22 protein-coding genes are annotated in these 26,357 nt (G+C 60.3%); 13 read left to right on the forward strand and 9 right to left on the reverse strand.

The features are described 5' to 3' along the window. Positions 1-137: 137 nt before the first annotated feature. The 4 genes from AAAX72_RS02285 to AAAX72_RS02300 all read left to right on the forward strand — a co-directional run bounded on the left by AAAX72_RS02285 (position 138) and on the right by AAAX72_RS02300 (position 3,325). Complete coding sequence (locus tag AAAX72_RS02285; protein ID WP_006234894.1) at positions 138-797, forward strand: amino acid ABC transporter permease; 660 nt, start codon at positions 138-140, stop codon at positions 795-797. Continuing rightward, complete coding sequence (locus AAAX72_RS02290; protein WP_117840241.1) at positions 794-1,627, forward strand: amino acid ABC transporter permease; 834 nt, start codon at positions 794-796, stop codon at positions 1,625-1,627. Before AAAX72_RS02285 ends, AAAX72_RS02290 begins: the two co-directional genes overlap by 4 nt. Positions 1,628-1,663: 36 nt before the next feature. After that, the gene (locus AAAX72_RS02295; RefSeq protein ID WP_349128854.1) at positions 1,664-2,428 is read left to right on the forward strand and encodes an amino acid ABC transporter ATP-binding protein; all 765 of its coding nucleotides are present in this window, start codon (positions 1,664-1,666) and stop codon (positions 2,426-2,428) included. A gap of 87 nt (positions 2,429-2,515) precedes the next feature. Beyond that, the gene (locus AAAX72_RS02300) at positions 2,516-3,325 is read left to right on the forward strand and encodes a gamma-glutamyl-gamma-aminobutyrate hydrolase family protein (RefSeq protein WP_349128855.1); all 810 of its coding nucleotides are present in this window, start codon (positions 2,516-2,518) and stop codon (positions 3,323-3,325) included. Between the two features lie 105 nt (positions 3,326-3,430). Here AAAX72_RS02300 and AAAX72_RS02305 read toward each other — a convergent pair whose 3' ends face one another. From AAAX72_RS02305 to AAAX72_RS02315, 3 genes are all read right to left on the reverse strand, one after another. Next, complete coding sequence (locus AAAX72_RS02305) at positions 3,431-3,787, reverse strand: Hpt domain-containing protein (protein WP_349128856.1); 357 nt, start codon at positions 3,785-3,787, stop codon at positions 3,431-3,433. Between the two features lie 23 nt (positions 3,788-3,810). Further along, positions 3,811-5,691, reverse strand: coding sequence for an HD domain-containing phosphohydrolase (locus AAAX72_RS02310; protein WP_349128857.1), 1,881 nt, complete (start codon positions 5,689-5,691; stop codon positions 3,811-3,813). Positions 5,692-5,902: 211 nt separating this feature from the next. After that, positions 5,903-6,700: an alpha/beta hydrolase gene (locus AAAX72_RS02315; RefSeq protein ID WP_217108383.1), complete on the reverse strand. Its 798-nt coding sequence runs from the start codon at positions 6,698-6,700 to the stop codon at positions 5,903-5,905. A 225-nt stretch (positions 6,701-6,925) separates the two neighbouring features. Between AAAX72_RS02315 and AAAX72_RS02320 the strand changes: the two genes are divergently transcribed. The 3 genes from AAAX72_RS02320 to AAAX72_RS02330 all read left to right on the forward strand — a co-directional run bounded on the left by AAAX72_RS02320 (position 6,926) and on the right by AAAX72_RS02330 (position 9,821). Next, entirely contained in the window at positions 6,926-7,702 is a 777-nt protein-coding gene (locus AAAX72_RS02320) for a radical SAM protein (RefSeq protein WP_349128859.1), read from the forward strand. Positions 7,703-7,862: 160 nt separating this feature from the next. Beyond that, a complete protein-coding gene (map, locus tag AAAX72_RS02325; RefSeq protein WP_055286839.1) occupies positions 7,863-8,750 on the forward strand; it encodes a type I methionyl aminopeptidase in 888 nt (295 codons plus the stop codon). Between the two features lie 135 nt (positions 8,751-8,885). Then, the gene (locus AAAX72_RS02330) at positions 8,886-9,821 is read left to right on the forward strand and encodes a D-2-hydroxyacid dehydrogenase (protein ID WP_349128860.1); all 936 of its coding nucleotides are present in this window, start codon (positions 8,886-8,888) and stop codon (positions 9,819-9,821) included. Between the two features lie 254 nt (positions 9,822-10,075). Here AAAX72_RS02330 and AAAX72_RS02335 read toward each other — a convergent pair whose 3' ends face one another. Next, positions 10,076-11,461 (reverse strand): M18 family aminopeptidase, encoded by a 1,386-nt coding sequence (locus tag AAAX72_RS02335; RefSeq protein ID WP_349128862.1) that lies wholly within the window; start codon positions 11,459-11,461, stop codon positions 10,076-10,078. A 161-nt stretch (positions 11,462-11,622) separates the two neighbouring features. Here AAAX72_RS02335 and AAAX72_RS02340 point away from each other — a divergent pair, with 161 nt between their 5' ends. Both AAAX72_RS02340 and AAAX72_RS02345 read left to right on the forward strand, forming a co-directional pair. Further along, positions 11,623-12,708, forward strand: a complete 1,086-nt coding sequence (locus AAAX72_RS02340) for a carcinine hydrolase/isopenicillin-N N-acyltransferase family protein (protein WP_349128863.1) — start codon at positions 11,623-11,625, stop codon at positions 12,706-12,708. 140 nt (positions 12,709-12,848) lie between these two features. Next, on the forward strand, positions 12,849-13,928 hold the full coding sequence (locus AAAX72_RS02345) for an ATP-dependent 6-phosphofructokinase (RefSeq protein ID WP_349128865.1): 1,080 nt from the start codon (positions 12,849-12,851) through the stop codon (positions 13,926-13,928). Between the two features lie 542 nt (positions 13,929-14,470). On the opposite strand, the gene AAAX72_RS02350 is transcribed toward AAAX72_RS02345, so the two are convergent. Together AAAX72_RS02350 and AAAX72_RS02355 are read right to left on the reverse strand one after the other, a co-directional pair. Further along, positions 14,471-17,236 (reverse strand): ABC transporter permease, encoded by a 2,766-nt coding sequence (locus AAAX72_RS02350; RefSeq protein WP_349128866.1) that lies wholly within the window; start codon positions 17,234-17,236, stop codon positions 14,471-14,473. Positions 17,237-17,241: 5 nt separating this feature from the next. After that, complete coding sequence (locus AAAX72_RS02355; RefSeq protein WP_035137622.1) at positions 17,242-17,943, reverse strand: ABC transporter ATP-binding protein; 702 nt, start codon at positions 17,941-17,943, stop codon at positions 17,242-17,244. A gap of 271 nt (positions 17,944-18,214) precedes the next feature. Here AAAX72_RS02355 and AAAX72_RS02360 point away from each other — a divergent pair, with 271 nt between their 5' ends. Both AAAX72_RS02360 and AAAX72_RS02365 read left to right on the forward strand, forming a co-directional pair. Beyond that, positions 18,215-18,853, forward strand: a complete 639-nt coding sequence (locus tag AAAX72_RS02360; RefSeq protein ID WP_349128867.1) for a GyrI-like domain-containing protein — start codon at positions 18,215-18,217, stop codon at positions 18,851-18,853. Between the two features lie 551 nt (positions 18,854-19,404). Beyond that, positions 19,405-19,599: a chloride channel protein gene (locus AAAX72_RS02365; RefSeq protein WP_349128868.1), complete on the forward strand. Its 195-nt coding sequence runs from the start codon at positions 19,405-19,407 to the stop codon at positions 19,597-19,599. A gap of 206 nt (positions 19,600-19,805) precedes the next feature. On the opposite strand, the gene AAAX72_RS02370 is transcribed toward AAAX72_RS02365, so the two are convergent. The 3 genes from AAAX72_RS02370 to AAAX72_RS02380 form a co-directional block, all read right to left on the reverse strand. Continuing rightward, positions 19,806-20,384, reverse strand: a complete 579-nt coding sequence (locus tag AAAX72_RS02370) for a methylated-DNA--[protein]-cysteine S-methyltransferase (protein ID WP_349128869.1) — start codon at positions 20,382-20,384, stop codon at positions 19,806-19,808. Positions 20,385-20,787: 403 nt separating this feature from the next. Continuing rightward, positions 20,788-21,813: an aspartate-semialdehyde dehydrogenase gene (locus tag AAAX72_RS02375; RefSeq protein WP_117640200.1), complete on the reverse strand. Its 1,026-nt coding sequence runs from the start codon at positions 21,811-21,813 to the stop codon at positions 20,788-20,790. A 175-nt stretch (positions 21,814-21,988) separates the two neighbouring features. Continuing rightward, positions 21,989-23,377 carry an aspartate kinase gene (locus AAAX72_RS02380; RefSeq protein ID WP_349128870.1) on the reverse strand — a complete coding sequence of 463 codons (1,389 nt, stop codon included), beginning with the start codon at positions 23,375-23,377 and terminating at the stop codon, positions 21,989-21,991. Between the two features lie 103 nt (positions 23,378-23,480). Here AAAX72_RS02380 and thrC point away from each other — a divergent pair, with 103 nt between their 5' ends. After that, on the forward strand, positions 23,481-24,998 hold the full coding sequence (gene thrC, locus AAAX72_RS02385) for a threonine synthase (protein WP_349128871.1): 1,518 nt from the start codon (positions 23,481-23,483) through the stop codon (positions 24,996-24,998). A 202-nt stretch (positions 24,999-25,200) separates the two neighbouring features. Then, positions 25,201-26,082, forward strand: coding sequence for a homoserine kinase (gene thrB, locus AAAX72_RS02390; protein WP_117563865.1), 882 nt, complete (start codon positions 25,201-25,203; stop codon positions 26,080-26,082). Positions 26,083-26,357: the final 275 nt, after the last annotated feature.

Raw genomic sequence — 26,357 nt, forward strand, 5'->3', positions numbered from 1 at the left:
CAGCGAGCCTGGTAACGGCCGCAACGAAACCATATGGAAACGCATGATGCGCTTTATTGCGGTAAACTGTTTCCTCACTGAGTTGTCGGGGCTTCCGTACACACGGGAGCCCCTTTCCTTATCGGCAGGAGGTCCGCATGAGTCTCTCCGAGCTCTGGTCGCTCTATGGCCAGAACTATATCGACGCGCTTCTAGCGACCTGGGGCATGACTCTTGAGTCGTTTGCCATCGCCATGGTGCTGGCCGTCGCCGTCACCGTGATGCGCGTGTCGCCACTCAAGCCACTGCGCGTCTTTGGCGACCTGTATGTCCAGGTCTTTCGTAACATCCCCGGCATCGCGCTGCTCATTATCGTCGTCTACGCGCTGCCACCGCTCAAGGTCGTCCTGCCCTACCGCACCTGCGTTATCGTCGCCACGGTGCTCTTGGGTTCTGCCTTTGGTTCCGAGAACTTTATGAGCGGCATCAACACCGTCGGCGTCGGCCAGGTGGAAGCAGCACGTTCTCTCGGCATGAGCTTTAACCGTATCCTCGCCAAAATCGTGATTCCGCAGGCGCTGCGCTCGAGCGTGCTGCCCATGACCAACCTCTTTATCGCCGTCATGCTCACCACTGCGCTCGGCAGCCAGGTGCCGCTTAAGCCGCAGGAGCTCACCGGCGTGGTGAGCTATATCAACACGCGCTCACTTGGCGGCGTCGCCGCGTTCTTTATCTCGGCGCTCGGCTACCTGGGCACGGCCTTTGTGGTGAGCCACATTGGCAACTACATCGATAAGAAGGTGAGGATCCTCCGATGAGCAAGCACTCCTCCCCTGCGCTTACCATGCGCGATGCGCTCTACGAGGCTCCCGGCCCCAAGATGCGCGCCAAGATTCGCATCGGCACCGCCATCTCGCTTGTTGCCGTCGCCGCACTCGTCGTCCTGGTACTGCAGCGCTTTTATGTGACCGGCCAGCTTTCGGTCCACTATTGGTATTTCTTTACGCACCTCACCACCTGGAAGTTCCTGCTTGCCGGCTTTGAGGGCACCGTTAAAGTCGCACTCACCGCTGGCGCCATCGCGCTGGTGCTGGGCTTAGCCCTTATGCTCGGCCGTACCAGCGACATTAAGCCGCTGCAGCTGGTCTGCCGCGTGCTCACCGATTTCTTCCGTGGCGTACCGAGCCTGCTGTTCATCTACTTCTTCTTTTTGGTGCTGCCCCAGTACAAGATCGCGCTGCCGTCGTTTTGGATGCTCACGCTTCCTGTCGCGCTCGCTGCAGCCGGCGTACTTGCCGAGATCTTCCGCGCCGGCGTCAACGCCGTGCCGCGCGGTCAGGTCGAGGCAGCCCAGGCGCTCGGTCTCTCCAAGGCTAAAATCACCTTTAAAATCGTGCTGCCGCAGGCGATTCGGTTTATTATTCCGTCGTTGATTTCGCAGCTCGTGGTCGTAGTCAAAGACACCACCGTCGCCTATGTGGTGAGCTACCCCGACCTCATGCAAAACGCCCGCGTGCTCATTACCAACTACGACGCCCTCGTGTCGGTCTACCTGGTAATCGCGGTCATCTACATCCTCATCAACGTCGCAATTAACAAGGCCGCCGTCTACGTTTCGCACAAGACCGGCGCGACCATCATCCGCTAACGCTTTACCATTTCTAGTCATAAGGAGCCGAGCACCATGGCACAGAGCACCTCTTCCATCGGCAATCAGCCGCTGATCGAGCTCAGACACGTCGATAAGCACTATGGCGATCTGCACGTCCTCAACGACATCAATCTCTCGGTCGACCGCGGCGAGGTCGTCGTTGTGATCGGCCCCTCGGGCTCGGGCAAGTCGACCATGTGCCGCACCATCAACCGCCTGGAAACCATCGACTCGGGCGAGATCCTCATCGAGGGCGAGCCCCTGCCGCAAGAAGGCAAGGATCTTGCCCGCATGCGCGCCGAACTGGGCATGGTGTTTCAGCAGTTCAACCTGTTTGCACATATGACGGTGCTGCAGAACGTCATGCTGGGACCGGTCGATGTGCTGGGTGTCTCCAAGGACGAGGCCCGCGAGCGCGCCATGGACCTGCTGAGCCGCGTGGGCGTGGCCGAGCAGGCCGATAAGGTACCCGCACAGCTCTCGGGCGGCCAGCAACAGCGCGTAGCCATCGCCCGCTCGCTTGCCATGCAACCCAAGGCCATGCTCTTTGACGAGCCCACAAGCGCCCTTGACCCCGAGATGATCAACGAGGTGCTCGAGGTCATGGTCCGTCTGGCCCAGCAGGGCATGACGATGATCGTCATCACGCACGAGATGAACTTTGCCCGCCGCGTGGCCGACCGCGTCGTGTTTATGGCCGACGGCCAGATCGTGGAAACCGGCACGCCCGACGAGTTCTTCGACCACCCCCAGACCAAGCGCGCCCAGGACTTCCTCAACTCTATCAAGGGTCACTAACCAGCCACCCCGTGGGACAAATCCATCGGAAGCGTTGTCCCACGTCTCTCATGCGCCCTGTCACCTTCAGATTCGAAAGCAACACCTATGATTGGAACCCGTACTTCATCGTCCTACACCCCGCATGTCGACGTCGCCCCCGCCGACCGTCCGCTCATCCTCGTCGCGCCGCGCTGGGAAGAGGCAGAGTCGTTTTTAACCGAGATGCTCTCCCCCAACGAGGAAATCGCAAGTGTCTTTGTTGATGCCATCCTTGCCGCTGGCGGCCTGCCGCTGCAGATGTCCATCACCGAGGACATTGATGTTATCCGTCATTACGTCGATATCGCCGACGGCATCGCCATCCCCGGCGGCCCCGATGTCAATCCCAAACGTTGGGGCGATGATCGACCCTACGACCCCACCCTCTGCTGCGAGATCCGCGATAGCTTTGAGTTTAAGCTGGTCGACGAGGTACTCCGCGCCAAGAAGCCGCTCTTTACCACCTGCCGCGGCACGCAGCTGCTCAACGTCGCCACCGGCGGCACCCTGTGCATGGACGTGCCGAGCCTGGGTGCGCGCGAGGGCCGCACGCAGTGGCGCCACACCCACGTGCTCAACGACCCCGTGCACCCTGTCGAGGTCATGCCGGGCTCGCTGCTGGAGCGCGCGGTTGGCGGGCACAGGCTGATCCAGACCAACTCGGCACATCACTGCTGCGTCGATCGTCTGGGTAAGAGCACGCGCTTGGTCGCCAAGGCAACCGATGGCGTTCCCGAGTGCATCGAGGTCGAGGGCCAGCCGTTCTGCTTGGGCGTGCAATGGCATCCCGAGTACACCTGGCAGACACTCGAGACCGACTTTAACCTGTGGAAGTCGTTTGTCGAGGCAGCGGCAAAGGTTAAGCAGGCTCGCTAGCTCGCGAACCGCATAACAGATAAGGGCGCCCCGCCGGCCACATGGTCCGGCGGGGCGCCCTTTTGCCCATACGCGGCAGGCACACAGCCCAAGGCTCACAACCTCTTACTCGCCCGCCTCGCGCAGAGCCGACATCGTAGCCGCATATTGCTGCTGCAGCGCATGCATTCCCTCGCGAGCGTCGTCAACGGCATCGGCGCCGCGCAGCGCCTCGGTCACCACGACCGCCGGCTCGTACAGATTATCGAATCCCAGGTTCTGGCTCACGCCCTTGAGCGTGTGCGCTGCCATAAACGCACCTTCGGCGTCTCCTGCCGCCATGGCGGCCTCCAGCTTGTCCATGCTCTCGTCATCCAAAAACTTGAGGGCAAAGCGGGCAAGCATTTCCTCGCCCATCAGCCGAGCGCACGCGTCATCATAATTAGCGCCGATCTTCTCATGCGCCTCACGCATGGAAATCATGGATTAAAACTCCTTTGGTCAAACTAAATCGTGGGAAACGCGACAACGTCGGCGGGGCGTGCCAACGTCTCGGCAATACGGTCTTGCACCTCGAGCAGGCAGTCGAGCAACAGCGGGTTAAACTCACCGCACTTACCGTCCAAGATCATCTGGATAGCCTCCTTGTGCGGGATAGCATCCTTGTACACACGCACACTCGTCAGCGCATCGTACACGTCGGCCACCGAAACCACCTGTGCGGCGATGGGAATCTGGTTGCCCTTAAGGCCATCGGGATAGCCCTTGCCGTCCCAGCGCTCGTGATGCCAACGCGCAATCTGGTACGCATATTCCATAAGCGCATTGCCGACGTGATGGCGGCCCAGCTCAAGCAACATGTCGGCGCCCATCGTGGTATGCGTCTTCATAATCTCGAACTCCTCGGGCGTAAGGCGCCCGGGTTTGTTGAGAATTGCATCGTCAATCGACATCTTGCCGATATCGTGCAGCGCCGAAGCCAGGGCAATCGTAGAGCGTTCCTCATTGTCGAGGGAGATCGTGCCGCTACGCTGGACCAGACAGCCAAGCAGCAGCTCGGTCAGCTTCTCGATGTTCGTAACGTGCCTACCGCTCTCGCCATTGCGAAGCTCCATAACGCCGGCCATGATGTCGATGAGCATGCGACTGTTCTTGACGCGCTCGTTGTACTGCTGGGACAGCAAACTCGTCAGGCGGCGCTGTTTGGCGTATAGGCGGATGGTGTTGCTTACACGCCGGCGCACGACACGGGAGTCAAACGGGCGGTTGATATAGTCCGAGGCGCCCAGCTCGTACGCGCGCAGAACCATATCATCGGAATCTTCGCTCGAAATCATGATGAAAGGCAGATTGTCGATACCCGATCGGCGCGACAGATCGGCCAGCACCTCAAAGCCGCTTATGCCCGGCATGACAATATCCAGCGTCACGAGCGACAACTCATCGCCATAGCGGTCGACCATGTCGAGCGCCGTACGACCGTTGTCGGCCTCGAGGATGCAATACTCGTCCTTGAGCATCTCGTTGAGAATGGCTCGGTTCATCTCGGAGTCATCGACAGTAAGCACCAAAGGCTTTTCGCTTTGGAAGGCTTCGATGGAATCGGCATCGGTCACGACCGTACCGGCTTTTGCCTTAGCGCGGCTCAATAACTGGACAGCGCGGCCAACTCCTTCATCGACCGTCTCGCCATGAATGCGAACACCGCCAACACATGCCGTCAAGCTCACGTACTCATGGCCCGGAACAATCGTGGCATGAACGGCATCGGACACCTGATGCAGGCGACGGGTGAAGTCATCGGAGGGAATATTGGGCATGACGACCACAAACTTGTCGCAGCCATAGCGTACAAGCTCGTCAGTCGAACGAATTCCGCTGCGTATGGCTGTCGCCACAGCACCGAGCGCAAGGTCGCCGGCATGACGGCCACACGTATCGTTGAAGACCCTAAAATCATCAAGGTCGATCACCGCAACGCCGGCATTCATGCGGGCGCTACGGAGCTTTTCCTCGTAATATCGGCGATTGCGCACACTCGTCAGCACGTCGGTGTAGACGAGGTCCTCTTCTGCAGCCTCTTGCTCATCGATCGGACGCACCATCAGCAGGACGTGAGGCTCGCCCTCGACCTTCAGAGGGCGCAGGCGAGCGCGGTACTCGGTACCATCATTGAGCAGCTGCTCCGATACATCATCGGAACCTGCCAAGGCCTCAAGACTCGACTGACGCAGACAAGGGCAGCGATCGCCGGCGAGCAAGCAGTTAGGCTCGCTCTTAATCTGATCGGCCGACAACAAACGCACCACGGGGTAGGTCTTCGCGACGCGGGCGACCTCGGCGGCAGCCTCCTCGTCGGTTAGATTGACCTCGTGATTATTGAGCATATGGGGCCCTTCCTATCGTTACGCACGGCAACGGTGCATATCAATTGGTACAAGGGTAGCATCTAACAGCTGAAGGCAAACGCGCGATTATCGTTACATTTTTATGACCTGGCAAACGGCGGTAATGGAGCCGCGGGCGCGCGGTTATGGGCGCATTCGTTAACAATGACGAAACGCTAACAGCCCCTCTCCCCGCAGGTCATCGAGCGTGCTAACGCTCCAAGACATCGCGAACGGCGTTTGCCGCCGTAACGGGGCGATCGCGCAGACCGTTATGCGCGCCCGGGATCGTCACAAGGGGGCAATCGAGATATTCGGCAGCCGCTCGCGTGCCAGCCTCGCGGGGTGTATCGACCGAAAGCTCGCCCAAAAACACGGCCGACACCGCCTTTGACGCGCGGACGCGCTCCCAGTCGGGAGCATATGTCATATTTGTTCCGTATTCATTAGCCATAAAGCAACGACCATTGCGCAGGGCATGTTTGGCTTCCGCTTCGGTCGTCCCGGGAGCTTCGGGGTCCAAGTCGCCGAGGGCTCCCAAGAAAAGCCGGAGCGCCCTTGAAACCTTTCCAGCCGCAATCATATCGAGCAAAACCGGAGCTGCGCCCATGCCGACGCCTTCGGCCGACACAGCCGGCTCATGCAGAATCGCACGGGCGACGAGATGGGGTTCGGCGCGAAGAAGCTCCAGCGCCACCAACGTACCGGCGCTATGCGCAAGCACATTTGTCGGAGCGCCAACGTGTTCGATCACGGCTTGCAGGTCGGCGGCCTGAGCGGCAAGATCATAGCTGCCGTCTGCCGCATCGCTGCTGCCACCGCAGCCGCGGCGGTCGTAGGCAATTACGCGGTAGTTGCGGCTGAGCTCACAAGCGATATCGTCGAAAAATGTGCCGTCGACACAAGCGCCGTGCACGCACACCAAGGCAGGAGCATCAGGCGACACATCTGGGCCGGCATATTCGCGACAGGCAATCGTGGTGCCCGCATTCTCGACCGTAAAATTCATGTTGTGCCCCCATCATCAATGCTCATCCAGTTGCACGTCAGCGCGGTTGGATGGACCCACATTGCCTTACACCTTGTTAACAGATTAACTTTACCCGACCCGAGGCTTTTCATGGCGCGGCATAATGGGCGACGTGAAAAAACGAAACTTGTAAAGCAAGAGCCCGCACCTTGCTTTGGAGCCGATGCTATGCTTAGGCACAATTGTCTTGAGGAGCATATGCCTATGTCTACGTTTTTGAATGCCAGCCCCATCTTTGGGCCCGTTCGCAGCCGTCGCCTTGGTCTCTCGCTCGGCGTCAACATGATGCCGGCCAGCGGCAAAATCTGCACGTTCGACTGCATTTACTGCGAAAACGGCCTCAACGCCGAGCGCCCCTGCCATGAGCCGTACAACACAGCTGCCGTGGTACTCGACGCGCTCGAGGCAAAGCTGCGCGAGATGGCAGCCGAGGGCGAGCTCCCCGATGTGATCACCTTCGCAGGAAACGGCGAGCCCACCGCCGCACCGGAGTTTCCCCAGGCGATTGCCGGCGCCGTCGCGCTGCGCGATCAGCTGGCCCCAAACTCCAAAATCGCCGTGCTCTCCAACGGTACGCGCGCCGACCGCCCCGAGGTGCACGATGCGCTCATGATGGTCGACGACAACATCCTCAAGCTCGATACGGTCGATCCGGCATTTATCCAGCTGCTCGACCAGCCTGTTGGCCCCTACGACGTCGAGCACCAGATTGAGACGTTCGCAAGCTTTGACGGTCACGTTATTATCCAGACGATCTTTTTGACCGGTGAGTATCTGGGCAAGCCCATCGACAACACCGGCGAGGAGTACGTTGCCCCCTGGCTCGCGGCACTTGAGCGCATTCGCCCACAAGAAGCGACCATCTACACGGTGGCTCGCGAGACGCCGGTCGCCGGCCTTGCCAAAGCAGCGCCCGACGTCCTCGACGCCATTGCCGCGCGCGTCCAAGCCCTCGGCATTCCCTGCCAGGTGAGCTACTAACAAAACCACGCAGCAGCTAGTGCCCACCACCCCGCTCCATCAGTTGCGGTGATATAGTTCCTATTTATGCTGTTAAACCGCTTAAATCGGAACTATATCACCGCAACTTTTATGGACGCGTGAGTGGGCTATACTAGCTGCGGATGAAAGGAAGTTAGCCATGTATGACAAAGGACCCGTGCCTGGCCGCAACGACGCCTGCTGGTGCGGCAGCGGCAAAAAATATAAGAAATGCCATAGCGCCTTTGATGAGCGCCTTGAGCGCCTGTGGGAAGAGGGCTGGGAGGTCCTGCCCCGCACGCTCTACAAGACGCCCGCCGATATCGAGGGCATCAAGCGCTCGGCAGCCATCAACGTGGGCGTGCTCGATTATGTGGGCGAGCATATCGCCGCAGGCATGACCACCAACCAGATCGACCAGATGATCTATGACTACACCGTCGAGCACGGCGGCACACCGGCAGACCTCAACTACGAGGGCTACCCCAAAAGCGTGTGCACCTCGATCAACGACGTCGTCTGCCACGGTATCCCCTGCGATACGGACGTGCTGCACGAGGGCGACATCATCAACGTGGACTGTTCCACGATCCTGGACGGTTACTTTAGTGATTCGAGCCGCATGTTCTGCATCGGCGAGGTCTCTGCCGAGCGCCAGCGCCTGGTCGACGTCACCCGCGCCAGCGTGGAGGCGGGCTTGGCAGCCGTCAAGCCATGGCTGCCGCTGTCCGTTATGGCCGAGGCCGTGCAAAAGACGGTCGAGGACGCCGGCTTTAGCGTGGTGCGCGAGTACGGCGGACACGGCATCGGTAAGGAGTTCCACGAGGACCCGTTTGTGGGCTTTACCACCGAGGCACCCGATGTGGACACCATCATGGCCCCGGGTATGGTCTTTACCATCGAGCCCATGGTCAACGCCGGAGCGCCCGACATCAAGATCAGCAAGGGCGATGGCTGGTGCGTGCGCACCAAGGACGGCAGCGATTCGGCCCAGTGCGAGGTACAGCTCGTGGTGACCGAGGACGGTTACGAGCTGTTGAGCTGGTAGCCGTGGATGCGCCGGGCTTCGCGATGGATATGTTAACCATCGCGAAGCCCGGCGTTTTATTTGAACGTTTTGCCTGATAAAACCTGCCAAAATAAACCTGTCCCTTTTTGGTAGGTCGAGCGGAGAGGACTGCTTGTGAACATCCTGGTTTTGTTGCCCGTCAACGACCGTCATCGCGCAATTCTTGAGTCGAGCGCTCCGGGCGAGGACTTTATCTACACGAGCTCCGACGCCGCCACGCGCGAGCAGGTCGCCGATGCCGACGTGATCCTGGGCAACATCGACCCTGACATGCTCACAGCATGCGAGCACCTCCAGCTGCTGCAACTGCAGACCGCGGGCTATGACGATTACTTGGCCGCCGGCACCGTGCCGGCCGACGCCAAACTGTCTTGCTCGGTGGGCGCCTACGGCCAGGCCGTGAGCGAGCACATGTTTGCCATGGTGCTGTCTATGATGAAGCGCCTGCCCGGCTACCAGGACCTGCAGCGCGAGCATCGCTGGGAGGATTTGGGGCCGGTCACCTCGCTCAAAAACGCCAATGTGCTGGTGCTGGGCGCGGGCGACATTGGCGGCCACTTTGCCACGCTCTGCCGCAACATGGGTGCGCACGTCCGCGGCATCAAGCGCCACCCGCTCGTCTACCCCATTGTGTTTGAGGACATGGACGGCATGGACGCTCTGCCCGAGCGTCTGGCCGAGGCCGACATCGTCGCATCCTTTATGCCCAGCACGCCCGAGACCCGCGGTCTGGCGAACGCCGAGTTCTTCGCCGCGATGAAGCCGGACGCCTTCTTTGCCAACGGTGGCCGCGGCGATCTTGTGGTTGCCGACGATTTGGTTGCCGCTCTGGAGTCGGGGCATCTCGCCGGCGCCGCGGTCGACGTCACCGACCCCGAGCCGCTGCCCGCCACAAGCCCCCTGTGGGATGCGCCCAACATGCTCATCACACCGCACGTCTCCGGCTGGTTCCACCTAGCCGCCACGCTCAACAACGTGGTCGACATTGCCGCAGAGAATCTGCGTCACCTGCAAGCCGGCGAGACGCTTCGATGCTGGATCGAGCACTGATTGTTCCGGCGTTTTACCAAACGCCGGAACCTCTCGACGCTGCGAGCCCGCCGTTTGGCCAATCTGCCGTTCAATTTCAAAGGCGCGACCAGAAGGTCAGCGCCTTTTCATTTCACGGCACCTTGGCTCAAACGGCGGGCTCTCGCTGACTTTTATTCGGCCTGCGGCGTTTTAGGGCCCTATCGGCTTGCAATGCCACTGGCATTTTCCCAGATAAAACCTGCCAAAGTAAACCTGTCCCTTTTTGGCAGATTTTAGAGTTCCACACTTTCGGCGCCGTTGATGGTTAGGTTGCGCTCGTAGAAGGCGGTGAGGGCGCGGATGGCATACATCACGTCGCGCACGCCGCCGGTCTCGTAGCTCGAGTGCATGGCAAGCTGCGGCAGGCCCACGTCTACGGCATGCATGCTCGCCTGCATATTCGACAGGTTGCCCAGGGTGGAGCCGCCGGCCATATCACTCTTGTTGGCGAAGGCCTGCGTGGGCACGTCGGCGTCATCGCAGATGGCCTGGAACACCGCGCGGCTAAAGGCATCGGTGCAGTAGTGCTGGTTAGCAGCTTCCTTGACGACGATGCCGCCGTTAAGCACCACCTGGTTGCGGGCATCGCACTTCTCAGCATGGTTGGGATGCACGGCATGTGCGTTGTCGCAGCTCACGAGCATCGAGGCGGCAAGCGCGCGGTGGTACGACTCGTCGTCAAAGCCCAGCGAGCCGTTAATGCGGCGCAGCGCATCGGCCAAGAACGTCGACATGGCGCCCTGCTTGGTCTCGGAGCCAACCTCCTCGTTATCAAAGCAGCAAAAGACCGAGACATCGTGCGCGTTCTCGGCACCCAAAAATGCCTGCAGAGAGGTGTAGGCGCATGCCAGGTCGTCGAGCTTGGGCGTCGAGATAAACTCATCGGCCCAGCCCCAAATGCGCGCATCCTGACGATTGACCAGGAACAGATCGCGGCCCAAAATTTGCTCGGGCTCAACGGCCAGTTCGTCGGCGATCAGAGCATCAAAGTCGCCCTGCTTAAGGTCACCGGCGCTGATGAGCGGGCACAGGTCGACAGCACGATTAGGCGCAAAGCCCTCGTTAACGCCGCGGTTCATGTGGATGGCAAGGCTCGGGATAATAGCGACCTCGCGCTCGGTGGCAAGCAGGCGGCTCTCAATACGGTCGCCCTCGCGTACCAGCACGCGGCCCGCGAGTGCCAGCGGACGGTCGAACCAGGTGTAGTCGATCATGCCGCCGTAGGCCTCGGTGTTCAGGCGCAGCGTCTCGCCCGCGCCGTCGAGCTCAGGCACGGCCTTGACCTTAAACGTCGGAGAATCGCTGTGCGACGCTGTGAGCTGAAAATGATAGTCGCCGGCAACGCCGTCCTCGCCCCACGTAGCAGCCAGGTCCTCGCCCACCTTAAAGGCGATAACGCTCGAGGTGTTGCGCTGCGTGTAATAACGCCCGCCCGGCTCGATGTCCCACGCCGCGTTCTCGGACAGGTAGGTAAAGCCCGCCTCGTCGAGCTCGGCCATAATGGTCGCCGCCGTATGGAACATGCTGGGGCATGCCTCGATAAAGTCGATAAGGTCGTTGGCGGCCTCGATATCATCGGCCGTCACATGCGCGCGCTCGGGCGTTTCCTGATCCGTCATGCTCTCCCCTTTCGCTGGGTTGATGGTCCCTTCCAGCATACCCCGCCGCGCCAGCGCTGCACTCTTCATTCCGTGTTTAATCCCGCACCGCTCACCAACTTGAGCCATCATGCCCGCGTTCCTTTTGCGACAATTACGCTAACAGGACGAGAGGAGCCGTCATGAAGCCACGTAACATTGCCATCGCCTGCGGTGTCGCGGGAGTCGCCGTCGGCCTTGCCGCTGCCACCGGTATCGTTTATCACAAGCAAATCAAGTCCGCCGCGTCGCTCAAACGCTTGACCGGCTACGCGGATGGCTATGACCTGTACGCAATCGACATCGCCTACGACTACGATCTTGATCGCATCATCGCCGCTGGCGTGCGCGACGACCAGGCCTACATCGATGCCGTGGTGGCGCAGGTGCTGCCCGGTGTGCCGGTACATGTCCAGGCGCCCCAGTTTGCCTGCAGCGCTTTTGTCGCCGTAGATGCCGAAGGCCGCGTGCGCACCGGTCGCAATTACGACTTTAAGGACGACACCTCGGCGCTGCTGGTGCGCAATCACCCACGCGGCGGCTATGCCTCCATCGGGTTTGCCGCCCTTAACAACCTGGGCGCCAACACTCCGCTTGACTCCGTCGCCGGACGCGCCGCCGCACTCATGGGACCGTTTGCCCAGCTCGACGGTGTTAACGAATGCGGCGTGTCCATTGCCGTACTCACCCTGGATTCCAAGCCCTGTGACCAGGACACGCAACGCCCCGTCATCAACACTTCGCTCGCCATCCGTCTGGTGCTCGACCGCGCGGCTACCACGCAAGAGGCCGTCGACCTGCTTTCCGCCTACGACATGCACGCCATGGCAGGACGCGATTACCACTTCTTTATCAACGACGCCGCCAGTGACGCACGGGTGGTGGAGTGGGATCCGCGCGATCCCGACCGCGCATGCAAGGCGACGCCCGTGCGCCAGGTCACGAACTTCTACGCCTGCTATGGTGACGAAGTGCTGCCCAACCAAAAGAATGGCGAGCTGGGCCATGGTAAAGAGCGCGCCGTCGCAATCGCCGATGTCCTCGACGCCCATGTCGGCGCCCAGGACGAAACGATTGCCTGGGAAGCCCTGCGTGCCGCAGCGCAAGAGCCCAATCCGGAAGACATCACCAGCAACACGCAGTGGTCGGTCATCTTTGACAATACCGAGCCCGCTGCCGCCATCACGCTGCGCCGTCACTGGAGCGACGTCGACGCCTTCGCACTGTAAGGAGCTGGCACCGTCGTCCTTACGCCCGCCTGACGTTGTTTACATTTCTATACGCTTGAGCTAACACGTTTTACCCCCGCATCAACAGTGTGCGGGGGTAAACTTATGCGCATGTTATAACTTGCCCGGAAGGATTCATCATGCTCAGGATCGGTCTTCTTACCAGTGGCGGCGACTGCCAGGCGCTCAACGCCACCATGCGCGGCATCGTCAAAACGCTTATGACCAATAGCAAAGAACCTATCGAGATCTATGGTTTTGAGGACGGCTACCAGGGCCTTATCTACAGCAGATTCCGTGTCATGACGCCCGCCGATTTTAGCGGCATCCTCACCCGCGGCGGCACCATCCTGGGCACGAGCCGCACACCGTTCAAGCGTCTGGACATTCCCGAGGCTGACGGCGTCGAGAAGGTGCCGGCGATGGTCCACACCTATCATAAGTTGCAGCTCGACTGCCTGTTTATGCTGGGCGGTAACGGCTCCACCAAGACCGCCAACCGCCTGCGTGAAGAGGGCCTCAACGTTATCGCCCTGCCCAAGACCATCGATAACGACACCTGGGGCACCGAGCTGACGTTTGGCTTTACGAGCGCCATCGACGTCGCCACCAAGTGCATCGACGACATCCACACTACCGCCTCGAGCCACGGCCGCGTGTTCGTTATCGAGATCATGGGCCACAAGGTCGGCTGGATTCCGCTGTACGCCGGCGTCGCGGGCGGCGCGGACGTCATCCTGATTCCCGAGATCCCCTACGACATGGACAACGTCATCAAGACCATCGAACATCGCATGGAGACCGGCAGCCGTTTTACCATCGTGGCCGTCGCCGAGGGTGCCATCTCTAAGGAGGACGCGGCGCTGTCCAAGAAGGAGTACAAGAAAAAGCTTGCCGAGCGCACGAGTCCGTCGATTGTCTACGACATCGCCAAGGAGATTGAGACCAAGACCGGTCGCGAGACCCGCGTCGCCATCCCCGGCCACACGCAGCGCGGCGGTCAGCCCGATGCCCAGGACCGCATCTTTGCGACCCAGTGCGGCGTCGAGGCGGCGCTCGGCTGCCTGCGCGGCGAGTTTGGCTACATGATTGCCCTGCGTGACGGCAAGATGTGTCACATGCCGCTCGAGGAGGTCGCCGGCAAGCTCAAGTATGTCGACCCCCAGAGCGATCTGGTGCGCGAGGCCAAGGCGTTGGGCATCAGCTTCGGCGACGAATAGCCTCGGCTGTAACCGCCCCCATCGGAGGCCCCAGGGCTTACCTCCCAAATCGTCCTCGGACATGTCAGGACCCCGCCGTGCGCTTCGCGCGGCGGGGTCCTTCCGTCCTGCGGAAAGATTTGGGAGGTAAGCCCTGGGGCCTCCTGCGGTAACTAGGGAGGCCGAGGCTATTCGTCTTCTTGCTACGGGTGCCTGGGGTAGGATGCGGCGTGCATTTTTGGGAGTATTCAGCAGCCGAGGGTGCCTGCATACTGGATTTTGGGCGAAAGGCAGGCACCATGGGCCGCATCCTGTAAAAAAAACGAGCGGCTCTAGAGGCGTTGGGACTCAGAATCGGGGCTTTCAGCGCGGTTTTGTGCACCCGCCCCCGCGCCCGCGGACCCCGGGATGCTGAATACTCCGGAATTTGCACGGCGCCCCCTGGGGTACCTGTGGGCAAAAAGCAACCGCCCCGTCAAAGTATGCATTTGGCGGAGCGGTTTATGCAAAAATACTGCTGCGGGCGCGTCGGCAGCTCGCTAGAACTTGAATCCCAGGACAGGTTACTCGGCGCTCTTGAGGGCGCCGACCATGTCGATCTTGTTGAGGGTTCGGTTGGTGGCGAGGTTGACGATGATCGTAAAGCCGAAGGAAAGCACCACGGCAAGCACGTAGCTCAGCGGCTCGACTTCGACGTCAAAGTACAGCGACGGCATCTGCAGAATGTACGTAAAGCTCTCGGCCAGCAGGCTACCCAGCGGCACGCCCAGCGCGGCGCCAATTGCCGTGAGGATTAACGTCTCCTTGTTGACGTAATGGTGCACCTCGCCACGGCGGAAGCCCAGCACCTTAATGGTCGCCAGCTCGCGCTCGCGCTCGGAGATGTTGGTGTTGGACAGTGTAAACACAACCACAAACGACAGGCACGCCGCCATAAAGGTCACGAGCGCCACGACCGAATTGATAATCGTAAAGTTCGCATCAGCGTTCGCCTGATGCTCGGCCGTACTCGAAATCGTAAGCCAGCCGTCACTCTTAATCTTCTTGCTAAACGCAATCTGGTCGGCCGACGAGCCCTTCAGCAACGCAAGGACACCGTTAAGGCGCGCGCTTCGACCGAACGCGCGCTCATAGGTGCCCTGCGTCATATAGAGTGTGTTGCCAAGATAGTTGAGCGAAATGTCGCTGACTTTGACCTTGGCAGCATTGAGCGACGAATCCTGGACGTGCGCCGTATCACCCGGCTGAATCCCCAGCGCCAGCTGTGAACTCTTGCTCAGATACACATCTCCGTCACGCAAAGACAGCGACTCTTTGGACTCGTCCTCAAGGCGCACGTAGTCGTCCAGATCGTTCACGCGGTCATCGGGCACCACGATTAACAGCACTGTCTCGCTTTTGCCGCCAAATGTAAAGGTGACGTTATCGGTCGTAATCGGCAGCGTCGAAGTCACGGTCACACCGGAATCCTTGACCGCACTTCGCTCGTCGAGCGCCGCGCACGTCTGCGTAAAGTCGTCGGGATTGGCGACCGCCAGCAAGTCGTAGCGCGTGATATGCCCGTACTGTTTGGGCGAAAGCGCTATCGACGTATCGCGGATGCCCAGAGCGCAGATCACGAGCGCCGTGCAGCCGGCGATACCAAAGATGGTCATAAGGGCACGCTTTTTGTAGCGGAACAGGTTACGCGCCGCCACCTTGTTCAAAAAGCCCATACGGTGCCAGATAAAGCCGATGCGCTCAAGCAAAATGCGCGAGCCGGCACGCGGGGCCTTGGGACGCATGAGCGAGGCTGGGGTCTCGGCCATCTCGTGGCGGCAGGCGATAATCGTGGCGCCCACCACGCCCACGGCAAACAGCGCCACCGAGACGATTGAGGACACGATGTCGTACGAAAGCAGCATCTGGGGCAGTGAGTACATGTCGTCGAACACCGTGAACAGGAACAGTGGTAGGCCCACAAATCCGACAATGTTGCCAAGCACGCCGCCGATCAGACAAGCCCACAGTGAATAGTTCACGTATTTGGACAGGATACGCCCGCGTGAATAGCCGAGCGCCTTGTACAGACCAATGAGCGTGCGCTCCTCCTCGACCATGCGCGTGGCGGTGGTAAGGCTAATGAGCACGGCGACGACAAAGAAGATGAATGGGAAAACCGTGGCGATGGCTTCGATCGAAGAGCTGTCGCTCTCCACGCTCGAGTAGCTTGTGATGCTATCGCGGTCCTGGATGTACCAAGTGCATTCGCCCAGATCGGAAAGCTCGGTACGGGCATCGGCAAATTGCTGGTCGGCGGCTGCGCGGCGCTGGTTCAAATCGGCCTGTGCCTGAACGCGCTCCTCGCTGCCCTCGGCCATGCGATTGATGTTGTCCTGCTCAACCCCAAAGAGCATATTCGCCTGGCGCTCGGCCGCATCCAAGCTTGCCGGTGTGTCGACCGTCAGTTCCTGAACACGCGCCTTCTCGCGCTCGTCGCGGATCTCCTCGATATTACTCTTGACCTCGTTGATCTTTGTCGTGTAGGCATCGGAATAGGAGTTGAGGCTCTTGGCTCCCTCGACGATCACGTGGACGGCGGAGTAGGAGGAAGATGTCGCGGCATCCTCGCTCACATAGAACCTATAGTCCGCAGCCGAAGCAGCGCGAAAGTCGTTGACGGTCGAGTCGGAGCTCACATCAGTGGGGTCGAGGACCTCGGCCGTAATGGTGTAATCGCCCGCGGCAAACTGGTCCTTAGCGCTTTGGTTCGACGAGCTCGCGTCATTGGCGGCAAAGCTCACGGTATCGCCGAGCTTTTTGCCCGAAGCCTTCAGGAACTTCGATGTCACCGCAACCTCATCGGCGCTCTCGGGCAAATCGCCGTTCACGAGCACCGGCTGATCGATGTTCTCCTTGGAGAGACTTTGCACGACCACGCGCTCGCGCGTTGTGCCCACGGCGGTGTAGGCGGTCTCGGTGTAGATGCCCTCGGCCGTCTCGACGCCGTCGACCTCTTGGATAGCCGAAAGATCGTCGCGCGTAAAGCCATAGGTCGACTGCACGTTAATGTCATAGACACTCTGCTGGTCAAAGTAGGCGTCAACCGAATCGCGCAGATCCTCGCAGCCCGCCTTAAGGCCGCACATCACGCTCACGCCAAGCGCGGTGATGACCACGATTGACAAGAAGCGCTTAAGACTGCCTCGGATTGTGCGGTAAATGCCACGGCGAAAAATCGTCGGGACCATATCGTTTGAGCTTTGAGCAGTGCGGTAGGTCGCGAACTCCCAGTCGCGGTCTGCATGCTCCGTATCGTGGTTTTGGCTGTTTTGGCGATCTTGGTCCATGGGCGCTACCACTCGATCGTCTCGATAGGCACGGGATTTTGCTGGACCGTCTCGCTCTCCACGCGGCCGCTCTTAAAGCGGATCAGGCGATCGGCCATGGGCGCCAGCGCGGAGTTATGGGTGATGATGATGACCGTGATGCCCTGCTTGCGACAGGTGTCCTGTAGCAGCTGCAAGATCTGCTTGCCGGTTTTGTAGTCGAGTGCGCCCGTGGGCTCGTCGCACAGGAGCAGCTTGGGGTTCTTGGCCAGCGCGCGGGCGATGGACACACGCTGCTGCTCGCCGCCCGAAAGCTGCGCCGGAAAGTTAGCAAGACGGTCGCCCAGGCCAACCTGACGAAGCGTTTGCTCGGCATCGAGCGAATCGGGGCAAATCTGCGCCGCAAGCTCGACATTTTCGAGCGCCGTCAGGTTGGGGACCAGATTGTAGAACTGGAAGACAAAGCCGACGTCGGCACGGCGGTATTCCACGAGCTGCGCCTCGTTGGCGGAGCTCACGTCGCGCCCGTCCACCGTCACAGTGCCGGAGGTTACCGTATCCATGCCACCCAGGATGTTGAGCGCCGTAGTCTTGCCGGCACCCGAGGCGCCCAGGATAATGGCGAGCTCGCCGCGCTCAACGGTAAAGCTCGCGCCGTCGAGCGCGTGAATGCGGGCATCGCCCTCGCCGTACGCCTTGATGACGTCTTTGAATTCGATATAAGCCATCGATTAATTCCCATCTGGTCGGATAACTCCTTAGTATTACCCATTTCGCACCGACCAAAAAGGGACAGGTTCATTTTGGCAGGTTTTATATGGGGAAATGGCAGCCATAGATGAGGCGCCGGGAAGGCAGAGAAATCATCGACGGGGTCAGGCCGACCGCCAAACACAACGCATGCATCTCAATCTGTCAGCCAAATCATTCGAACAGCTGTTCGTTTCTATGATATGATTCCGCTATCTAAGCAGGCCAATACGCAGAAAGGCGGCCAACATGGCGTTCGACTTTAAGAAGGAATGCAAGGAGCTCTACAAACCTGCAAGCAAGCCGAGTATCGTAACTGTCCCGCCTATGAGCTACGTTGCCGTTCGCGGCAAGGGCGACCCAAATACCGAAGGTGGCGAGTATCAAAACGCCCTGCCGCTGCTTTACGGAATCGCCTATACCGTCAAGATGTCGAAGAAAGGCTCAAGGAGTATCGAGGGCTATTTCGACTTTGTGGTACCGCCGCTCGAGGGTTTCTGGTGGCAAGACTCCCCGAGTGGCGACATCGATTATGTACGCAAGGACGATTTCAACTTTATCTCGTGCATCCGCCTGCCCGATTTCGTCAGCCGAGATGATTTTGACTGGGCAGTCGCGGAAGCCACGACCAAAAAGAAACTGGACTTTTCCGCCGTCGAGCTGCTTAAAGTTGACGAGGGTCTCTGCGTTCAATGCATGCATACCGGACCCTACGACAGCGAGCCGGCGACCGTAAACGCTATGCATGAATACACGACCGAGCAGGGCTATGTCCCCGACTTCTCAGACACCCGTTTTCATCACGAAATCTATCTCTCCGATCCACGGAATGGTACGCAGGAGAAACTTAAGACTGTGGTTCGTCATCCCATCAAGCGCGCTGAATAGCGTGGAGCGCCGCCCCGTGCATCAGGTTTTAGGCCAGTCAACCAGCCGCCTCCTAGGCCGTCCGGTAATTATCTTGACGCGGCCCGTCGCATCTTATGAGTTTGTCTTGCTAAAGCTGGAAAGCCTCTCAACGACGCGCAACTCCAGCTCTTTTTCTATCAAGAGGCTTAAATGAAATACCAGAAGTCGCGGATATCCATCAACAAACAAATAGCACTATTGACAGAAAACAAGGGTCTTAAGTGCTCTGATCAAAGCGAACTCGAGCGAGTTTTGGTCGAAGCCAACCACTACAGACTGTCGGCCTACTGGTTTCCCTACAAAACCAAATGCAAGTCCGGGATTACCATCTTTCGCGAAGGCACAACATTCGAAACCATCATCTACACGCATGAATTTGACCGAGCCCTCCGGCAGTTAATGTTTGATGCGGTCGGCAGTGCGGTCGGCAGAATTGAGATCTACCTCAGAAGCAGAATTGCCTATCTTGCCTCTGAGGAACGCGGGCCTTTCTGTTACCAAGATGTCGCCATAACGAGGCTCAACTCGGCATGCCCGTCGAGCTCTGCGCCGCACTGGGCTACGCAGCCGTCTTTGGCAGCGCCACCAACACGCTGCTCGCGACCATCCTTATCGGTTGCGAGGTCTTCGGTTTCGGTAATCTGCCGGCGTTCTTCATCGTCTGCGTTGTGGCTTACCTGTTCAACATGGATAAGTCCATCTACGCCCTGCAGGAGCGGGCGTAGATCGATGTCCAGGCAGGTGGTCTCAGCCGGAAACGGCGTCCCACTCTGAGGCTGTATTCCGGGACACGGTTTCCGCTTGGAACGCCATTCGGAAAGCGCATCCCGCTTTAAAACGGAATTCCGGGACGTAGTTTCCGTCTGAGCCTCCATTCGGAAAGCATGTCCCGTTCTTTCACGGCATCTTGGCTATGCAAAGCGCTCGAGTGTTACTCCTCGTACGCGCCCTCAAGCCGAAGCAGCCACTCCTTACGGTCGAGGCCGCCGGCATATCCGTTGAGCGAACCATCGGCGGCAACCACGCGATGGCACGGCACAATAATCGAAATGGGATTACGCGCGACCGCGGCCCCCACGGCACGGGGAGACGCAACGGGTGCTTCGTTTCCCGGTACACGATGTCGAGCCGCAACACGCTGAGCAATCTCGCCATACGTAGCGACCTCGCCACGCGGGATAGAAAGCAGCTCAAACCAAACCTCGCGCTGAAACGCCGTACCAATCATATGCAACGGCGGCGTAAACCGAGGTTCCTGCCCTGCAAAATAAGCATTCAGCCAAGCCCAAGAACGCTCAAGCACCGAAGAGGCCGCACCATTTGCGGGACTTACCGACGACATGCCACCGGTACCAGAAACCGCGTCGGCGCCTTCAACATGTTCGGAGTCTTCCCGGAGAAGCGTGGAGCCAAAATGCTCCTGCCCCTCAAACCAAAGTCCCGTCAGACCGCGGCCATCAGCGGCAAGCAAGATTTCGCCCAAAGGCGAAGCAAACGTCGTCGTGACCACCAGCGGCTCCTTTCAAAACTCCGCAACATAATACCGCGAATTGTGCAGACAACCCCAATCGACCCCAAAGTCACCCTAGGCAGCAGGCGCGAACGCGCCGCAGCTGCCGGCCGCGCCCCACAGTCCCCCAAGGCGGCAGGCGCAAAGCGCCGAAGCCGCCGCCGGGATCAGGGCCCGCAACAGCCACGTGCCCCCACATCAGCCCAGCGGCCCCAACCAACAACGGCCCCATCGCAGGTCGCTTGCAGCAGCGTCACCGCAGGCGGGGGCCGGGCTTGGTTTTCAGAACACTCCGCAGACCAGTGTGGCGCCTTGTCCGCGGCTCCGAAGGAGCAGGACAAGGCGCCACACATGGTCGAGGACGTTCTGAAAACCAAGCCCGGCCCCCGCCGGACAGGTCACACTACTCGCAGAGCAGCTTAGCGATCTGGACGGCGTTGGTTGCCGCGCCCTTACGGATTTGGTCGCCGCAGCACCAGAAAGTGATGCCGCGCGCAGCCTCGGGGTTCGAGATGTCGCGGCGCACGCGTCCGACCCAAATCAGGTCCTGGTCGGACGTATCCATCGGCATGGGGAAGCGATCGTGCGCATCCTCGGCGCTCATGTCGTCAACCAGCTTGACGCCCGGAGCGGCAGCCAGCGCAGCGCGGGCCTCCTCGACCGTAATGTCGCGCTCGAACTCGAGCGTAATGCTCTCGGAGTGCGAACGCAGCACCGGCACGCGCACGCAGGTGCAGTTCACGCGCAGCTCGGGCAGGTGCATGATCTTGCGACCCTCGTTTTGCAGCTTCATCTCCTCGGAGGTAAAGCCCTCCTCCTTGACGCCGCCAATCTGCGGAATCAGGTTGCTCGCCAGCTGGGCGGCGAAGGCGCGCGGCTCGGGAATCTCCTCGCCACGGCCCAGGGCGGCCAGCTGAGCCTCGAGCTCGGCCATACCGGGGGCACCGGCGCCCGAAGCTGCCTGATACGTGGACACGATCATACGCTTCACGCCGGCGAGCTGGTGCAGCGGCCACGTGGGAACCAGGCCGATGATGGTCGCGCAGTTGGGATTGGCGATAAGGCCGTGATGCCACTTGATATCGTCGGCATTGATCTCGGGCACGACCAGCGGCACCTCGGGGTCCATGCGGAAGGCATGGCTGTTGTCGACTACGACGGCGCCGCGCTTGACGGCCTCGGGCAGCAGTTCCTTCGCGATATCGTCGCCGGCGGCACCAAGCACAATGTCACAGCCCTCAAAGGCCTCGGGGCAAGCCTCTTCGATCACGATCTGCTCGCCGCGGAACTCAACGGTCTTGCCCGCAGAGCGCGCGCTCGCCAGCAGCTTGAGCTTACCGACCGGAAACTCCTGCTCGTTGAGGCACTCGAGCATCTGGGTGCCCACGGCTCCCGTCGCGCCCAAAATAGCAACCGTGTACTGTTTCATGCTTCCCCCTTTAAAGGTTGTGGCTTTTGCCCGCACGCCGAGCAGGCCGATTATTGTTGCCAGTGTATACAAGAACGGGGCGGGCACGAAACCCGCCCCGTCGAAACGAAACCGAAACGAAACGCCCCGCCGTAGATTTATGAGACATGTCCCAAAAAAATCAACGGGATGGCAGCTACTTATGGAGCGCGACCAGGGCGGGATCGACCGGCGCGGGAGCCTCCAGGTCGGAGACCTTCACAATGCCGTTCTCGTCGGAGAAGGCACGGTAAATGGTCTGAATCGCCAGGTCGAAGTCCTTCTCCTCGACACCGATAATGATATTGATCTCGTCGCAGCTCTGCGAAATCATACGCACGCTCACGCCGGCCTGACCAAGCATGCCAAACAGATGGCCCGAGATACCTGCACGGCCGCGCAGGTTACGGCCAACGGTAGCGATGAGCGCCAAGCCCTCGACAACCTCGATCTCGAGCGGCTCGACCTCCTGTTGAATGTCGCCCACGAGCGAGTACAGCGAGTCGTGCACATCCTGCTCCTGCACCACGGCGCCAAAGCGGTCGACACCGGTGGGCATGTGCTCGACGGAAACGTCATAGCGCTCGAAGACCGAAAGCGCACGGCGCATAAAGCCGACACGGGGCTTGGTGCGGTCGCGGGCAACGTTGATGGCGACAAAGCCGCGCTTGCCGGTCACGCCGGTAATGATGGGCTCTGCCTCGCCCTCATCGGCCGTCTCGCTAATGATAGTGCCGGGATCCTGCGGCGCATTGGTGTTCTTGATGACCAGCGGAATACCCGCCTCACGCACGGGGAACACGGCCTCCTCGTGCAGGACGCTTGCACCCATGTACGAAAGCTCGCGCAGCTCCTCGTAGGTAACGCGGGCGATGGGCTGAGCCTCGGGAACAATACGCGGATCGGCAGAATAGAAGCCCGAGACGTCGGTCCAGTTCTCGTACAGATCAGCGCCCAGGCACTTGGCCAGAATCGAGCCGGAAATATCGCCGCCGCCACGGTCGAGCAGCTTGATCTGGCCCTCACGCGTCGCGCCGTAGAAACCGGGCATAACAAAGCCGCCCTGCTGGCCGTACTCCTGCACCAGCTCGGAGGTGCGGTTCATGCTGAGCGTACCGTCGTGATGGAACGCCACGACCGTCGCGGCGTCCAGGAACGGTAAGTCCAGGTACTCGGCCATCAGGCGGGCGGTAAAATACTCGCCACGGCTCACAAGCTCCTCGGTAGAGTAGCCGCCCGAGCGGGCGCGCTCGGCAAAGGCCGCAAACTCCTCGCGGATGGGATAGGTGAGCTCCAGCTCGTCAGCGATATCAAAATAGCGCTGGCCAATGTCCTCGAGCAGTTCCTCACACGACACGTGATACTTAACATGCGCGTTAACCAGGTAGAGCAGGTCGGTCACCTTGGTGTCGCCCTTAAAGCGGCGACCGCAGGCGGAAACCACCACAAAACGGCGGGCAGGGTCGGCGTCGACGATGGCCTTGATCTTCTTGAAGTGTTCGGCGTCGGCGACCGACGAGCCGCCAAACTTGGCAATCTTAATCATGGGCTTGAGGTTACCTTTCTAAAAGCCTCTGCAAACCTGTTTTGCGCGCTCTGATACCATGGTTTCACCGATTGGGACCAAGGCATCCGAGGAGCAGTGTTATATGGGAACTTATCATAGTACACGAGGACGCACTTTATCGTGCTCAAGTAAGGTGGCAATCCGCACCGGCATCGCTCCCGACGGGGGTTTGTTTGTCTCGGACGAGCTCGGCACCCAGCAGGTCGATATCAGCTCGCTTGCAGATAAATCGTACTTTGAAATCGCTCAAGATGTGTTGGGAATGTTACTGAATGATTACACGGCCGAAGAAATTTCGGCGTGTGTCGACGAGGCATACCGCGGCACGTTCGCGAGTGAAGAGGTTACGCCGCTCGTCAAACTCGACGCTGCGCCGGGCGCTGACGCCCCCCAGACCTATGTGATGGAGCTCTTTGGCGGCCCCACAAGCGCCTTCAAGGACGTTGCCCTGCAGATGCTCCCCCGCCTCATGGCCCGCACTTCCGCCAAGGACGGCGGCGCTGAGCGCATCATGATCGTCACCGCCACGTCGGGCGACACCGGCAAGGCCGCGCTCGCCGGTTTTGCCGACGCTCCGGGCACGGGCATCACCGTCTTTTATCCCGAGGGCAAGGTCAGCCGCGTCCAGAACCTGCAGATGTCCACGCAGGAGGGCAACAACGTCGCCGTCTGCGGTATCCGCGGCAACTTTGACGACGCCCAGAGCGCCGTCAAGCGCATCTTTGCCGATAAGGAGCTTGCCGAGCGTCTGGAGGCCGCCGGCACGGTGCTTTCGAGCGCCAACTCCATCAATATCGGTCGCCTGGTACCGCAAGTCGTCTACTACTTTGCCGCCTATGCGCAGCTGCTGCGCGCCGGCGCCATCGAGGCCGGCGACGCCGTGGAGTTCTGCGTACCGACCGGCAACTTTGGCGATATCCTGGCCGGCTACTACGCCAAGCGCATGGGTCTGCCCGTCGCCAAGCTCGTCGTGGCGAGCGACAAGAACAACGTGCTTGCCGACTTCCTGACCACCGGCGTTTACGACCGTAACCGCCCGTTCTTCACGACCATCTCGCCGTCGATGGACATCCTTATTAGCTCCAATCTGGAGCGCATGCTGTACTTCCTGTCCGATGGCGACTGCGAGCTTGTTGCCGGCCTTATGGAGCAGCTGGCACAGACTGGTCGCTACGAGGTTCCCGCCGACCTGCTGGCAAAGATTCAGAGCATCTTTGGCTGCGGTTGGGCCAGCGAGGACGAGGTCCGCGCTGCCATCAAGAGTTGCTGGGATGCGAACGGCTACGTGATCGACCCGCATACTGCTTGCGGCTATCACGTCTTTGAGCAGGTCGCTCCCGCCGAGGGTGCCAAGGCCCGCGTGCTGCTTTCGACCGCAAGCCCCTACAAGTTCCCGCGCGCCTGCTGCGACGCCCTGGGCCTCGACGTTCCCGAGGATGATTTTGAGGCTATGCGCGTACTCGAGCAGGCCACCAACACGGTCGCCCCGAGCCAGCTCGCCGAACTCGAATCCAAACCCGTCCGCTTCGAAGACGTCTGCGACGTAGCCGACATGGCCAACTACGTAGAGCAGGCTGCAAAAAAGATGGCTACCAACTAAACCCTTACTAGGCGCCGGCGAAAGCCGGCGCACCTTCTTTCATCAGATAACCCCCGGGATGATGACGAACTGACATGCGGGTCTGCCTGTTTAGTTCGTCGCGAGTTCCGCACGAGCCGGAAAGCACTTAATGTGCTTTCCGAGCGAGCCAGGACTGCCCGAGCAGCGAACTAAACAGGCAGACCCGCCCAGGAGGACCCACATGATCAAGATCACCGTCCCAGCAACAAGCGCCAACCTAGGCATTGGCTACGATACCCTCGGCATGGCCGTCAGCCTCTACTCGCACTTCACCTTCGAGCGCGCCGACAAGCTCACCATCACGGGCTGCCCCGAGGAGTTCCAAAACGAGAATAACCTGGTCTATGTGAGCTTTGTCGATGCTCTGGCCGCGTGGGGCGAGCCGGCTTTCCCCGTTGCCATCGACATTCAAACCGACGTGCCCGTCGCCCGCGGCCTGGGTTCCAGCTCCACCTGCGTCGTCGCCGGCATTATGGCGGCCGCCGCGCTGACGGGCCACACCGTCGACCGTGCCGAGCTCGTCCGCATTGCCACCGAGGTCGAGGGCCATCCCGATAACGTCGCCCCCGCCATCCTGGGCGGCGCCGTCTGCTCCTTTACGCCGACCGACTCGCTGCCCCAGTGCCTGCGCTACGAGGTGAGCGATCGCTTGCGTTTTATTACCGTGATTCCGCCCTACGAGGTGCATACGAGCGAGGCGCGCAAGGTTGTGCCACAGGAGATTCCACTCTCCACCGCCGTATGGCAAATGGGCCGCATCGCCGGCATGACGCGCGGCCTGGAGACCGGCGACCTTGACCTGATTGCCGCCGCCAACGACGACCGCATCCAGGAGCCCTATCGCCGCCGCCTCATCCCCGACTACAACGCCGTGCGCGACACCTGCCTTAACGGCGGTGCTAAGACCATCTGGATCAGTGGCTCCGGCTCGACCCTCATGGCCGTGACTGACGACACCATCGTGGCAAAGTTCCTGCAGGTCAAGCTGCGCGAGCAGTTCCCCAAATGTGAGACGCATATTCTAACGTGCGACACCGAGGGCGCCCAGATCGAATACCTGTAGCGCCCTGCCTCATTGCTCTCACCGGCCCCCTCGGGGCTTCCCCTGAAAACGTCCTCGATCATGAATTGCCCCGTCGTGCGCTTCGCGCGACGGGGCAATTCGATCTGACGCTCCTATTTGGCAAGGTGTTTTTTAGAATCCATTTTGTGCTCGGCCTCGAAGGCTTGCCTGTCCCAATCGAGCGGAAGTCCGGCCTCGACCCACGCCTCGTAGGCCCTCCTTATGGGCTTGAGCTCCCTTTGGCCCCTCTCCAGCATCGAGATGTACTTCTCGCT

This window comes from Collinsella sp. CLA-ER-H8 (assembly GCF_040092335.1).
Classification (GTDB): domain Bacteria; phylum Actinomycetota; class Coriobacteriia; order Coriobacteriales; family Coriobacteriaceae; genus Collinsella.

Excerpts from the sequence above, each read along its gene's own strand:
- AAAX72_RS02300 (WP_349128855.1), top strand. The coding sequence starts at position 2,516 with ATGATTGGAACCCGTACTTCATCGTCCTACACCCCGCATGTCGACGTC.
- thrC (WP_349128871.1), top strand. The coding sequence starts at position 23,481 with ATGGGAACTTATCATAGTACACGAGGACGCACTTTATCGTGCTCAAGT.
- thrB (WP_117563865.1), top strand. The coding sequence starts at position 25,201 with ATGATCAAGATCACCGTCCCAGCAACAAGCGCCAACCTAGGCATTGGC.
- AAAX72_RS02340 (WP_349128863.1), top strand. The coding sequence starts at position 11,623 with ATGAAGCCACGTAACATTGCCATCGCCTGCGGTGTCGCGGGAGTCGCC.
- AAAX72_RS02365 (WP_349128868.1), top strand. The coding sequence starts at position 19,405 with ATGCCCGTCGAGCTCTGCGCCGCACTGGGCTACGCAGCCGTCTTTGGC.
- AAAX72_RS02335 (WP_349128862.1), bottom strand. The coding sequence starts at position 11,461 with ATGACGGATCAGGAAACGCCCGAGCGCGCGCATGTGACGGCCGATGAT.
- AAAX72_RS02320 (WP_349128859.1), top strand. The coding sequence starts at position 6,926 with ATGTCTACGTTTTTGAATGCCAGCCCCATCTTTGGGCCCGTTCGCAGC.
- map (WP_055286839.1), top strand. The coding sequence starts at position 7,863 with ATGTATGACAAAGGACCCGTGCCTGGCCGCAACGACGCCTGCTGGTGC.
- AAAX72_RS02305 (WP_349128856.1), bottom strand. The coding sequence starts at position 3,787 with ATGATTTCCATGCGTGAGGCGCATGAGAAGATCGGCGCTAATTATGAT.
- AAAX72_RS02310 (WP_349128857.1), bottom strand. The coding sequence starts at position 5,691 with ATGCTCAATAATCACGAGGTCAATCTAACCGACGAGGAGGCTGCCGCC.
- AAAX72_RS02315 (WP_217108383.1), bottom strand. The coding sequence starts at position 6,700 with ATGAATTTTACGGTCGAGAATGCGGGCACCACGATTGCCTGTCGCGAA.
- AAAX72_RS02375 (WP_117640200.1), bottom strand. The coding sequence starts at position 21,813 with ATGAAACAGTACACGGTTGCTATTTTGGGCGCGACGGGAGCCGTGGGC.
- AAAX72_RS02345 (WP_349128865.1), top strand. The coding sequence starts at position 12,849 with ATGCTCAGGATCGGTCTTCTTACCAGTGGCGGCGACTGCCAGGCGCTC.
- AAAX72_RS02350 (WP_349128866.1), bottom strand. The coding sequence starts at position 17,236 with ATGGACCAAGATCGCCAAAACAGCCAAAACCACGATACGGAGCATGCA.
- AAAX72_RS02355 (WP_035137622.1), bottom strand. The coding sequence starts at position 17,943 with ATGGCTTATATCGAATTCAAAGACGTCATCAAGGCGTACGGCGAGGGC.
- AAAX72_RS02360 (WP_349128867.1), top strand. The coding sequence starts at position 18,215 with ATGGCGTTCGACTTTAAGAAGGAATGCAAGGAGCTCTACAAACCTGCA.
- AAAX72_RS02380 (WP_349128870.1), bottom strand. The coding sequence starts at position 23,377 with ATGATTAAGATTGCCAAGTTTGGCGGCTCGTCGGTCGCCGACGCCGAA.
- AAAX72_RS02295 (WP_349128854.1), top strand. The coding sequence starts at position 1,664 with ATGGCACAGAGCACCTCTTCCATCGGCAATCAGCCGCTGATCGAGCTC.
- AAAX72_RS02290 (WP_117840241.1), top strand. The coding sequence starts at position 794 with ATGAGCAAGCACTCCTCCCCTGCGCTTACCATGCGCGATGCGCTCTAC.
- AAAX72_RS02285 (WP_006234894.1), top strand. The coding sequence starts at position 138 with ATGAGTCTCTCCGAGCTCTGGTCGCTCTATGGCCAGAACTATATCGAC.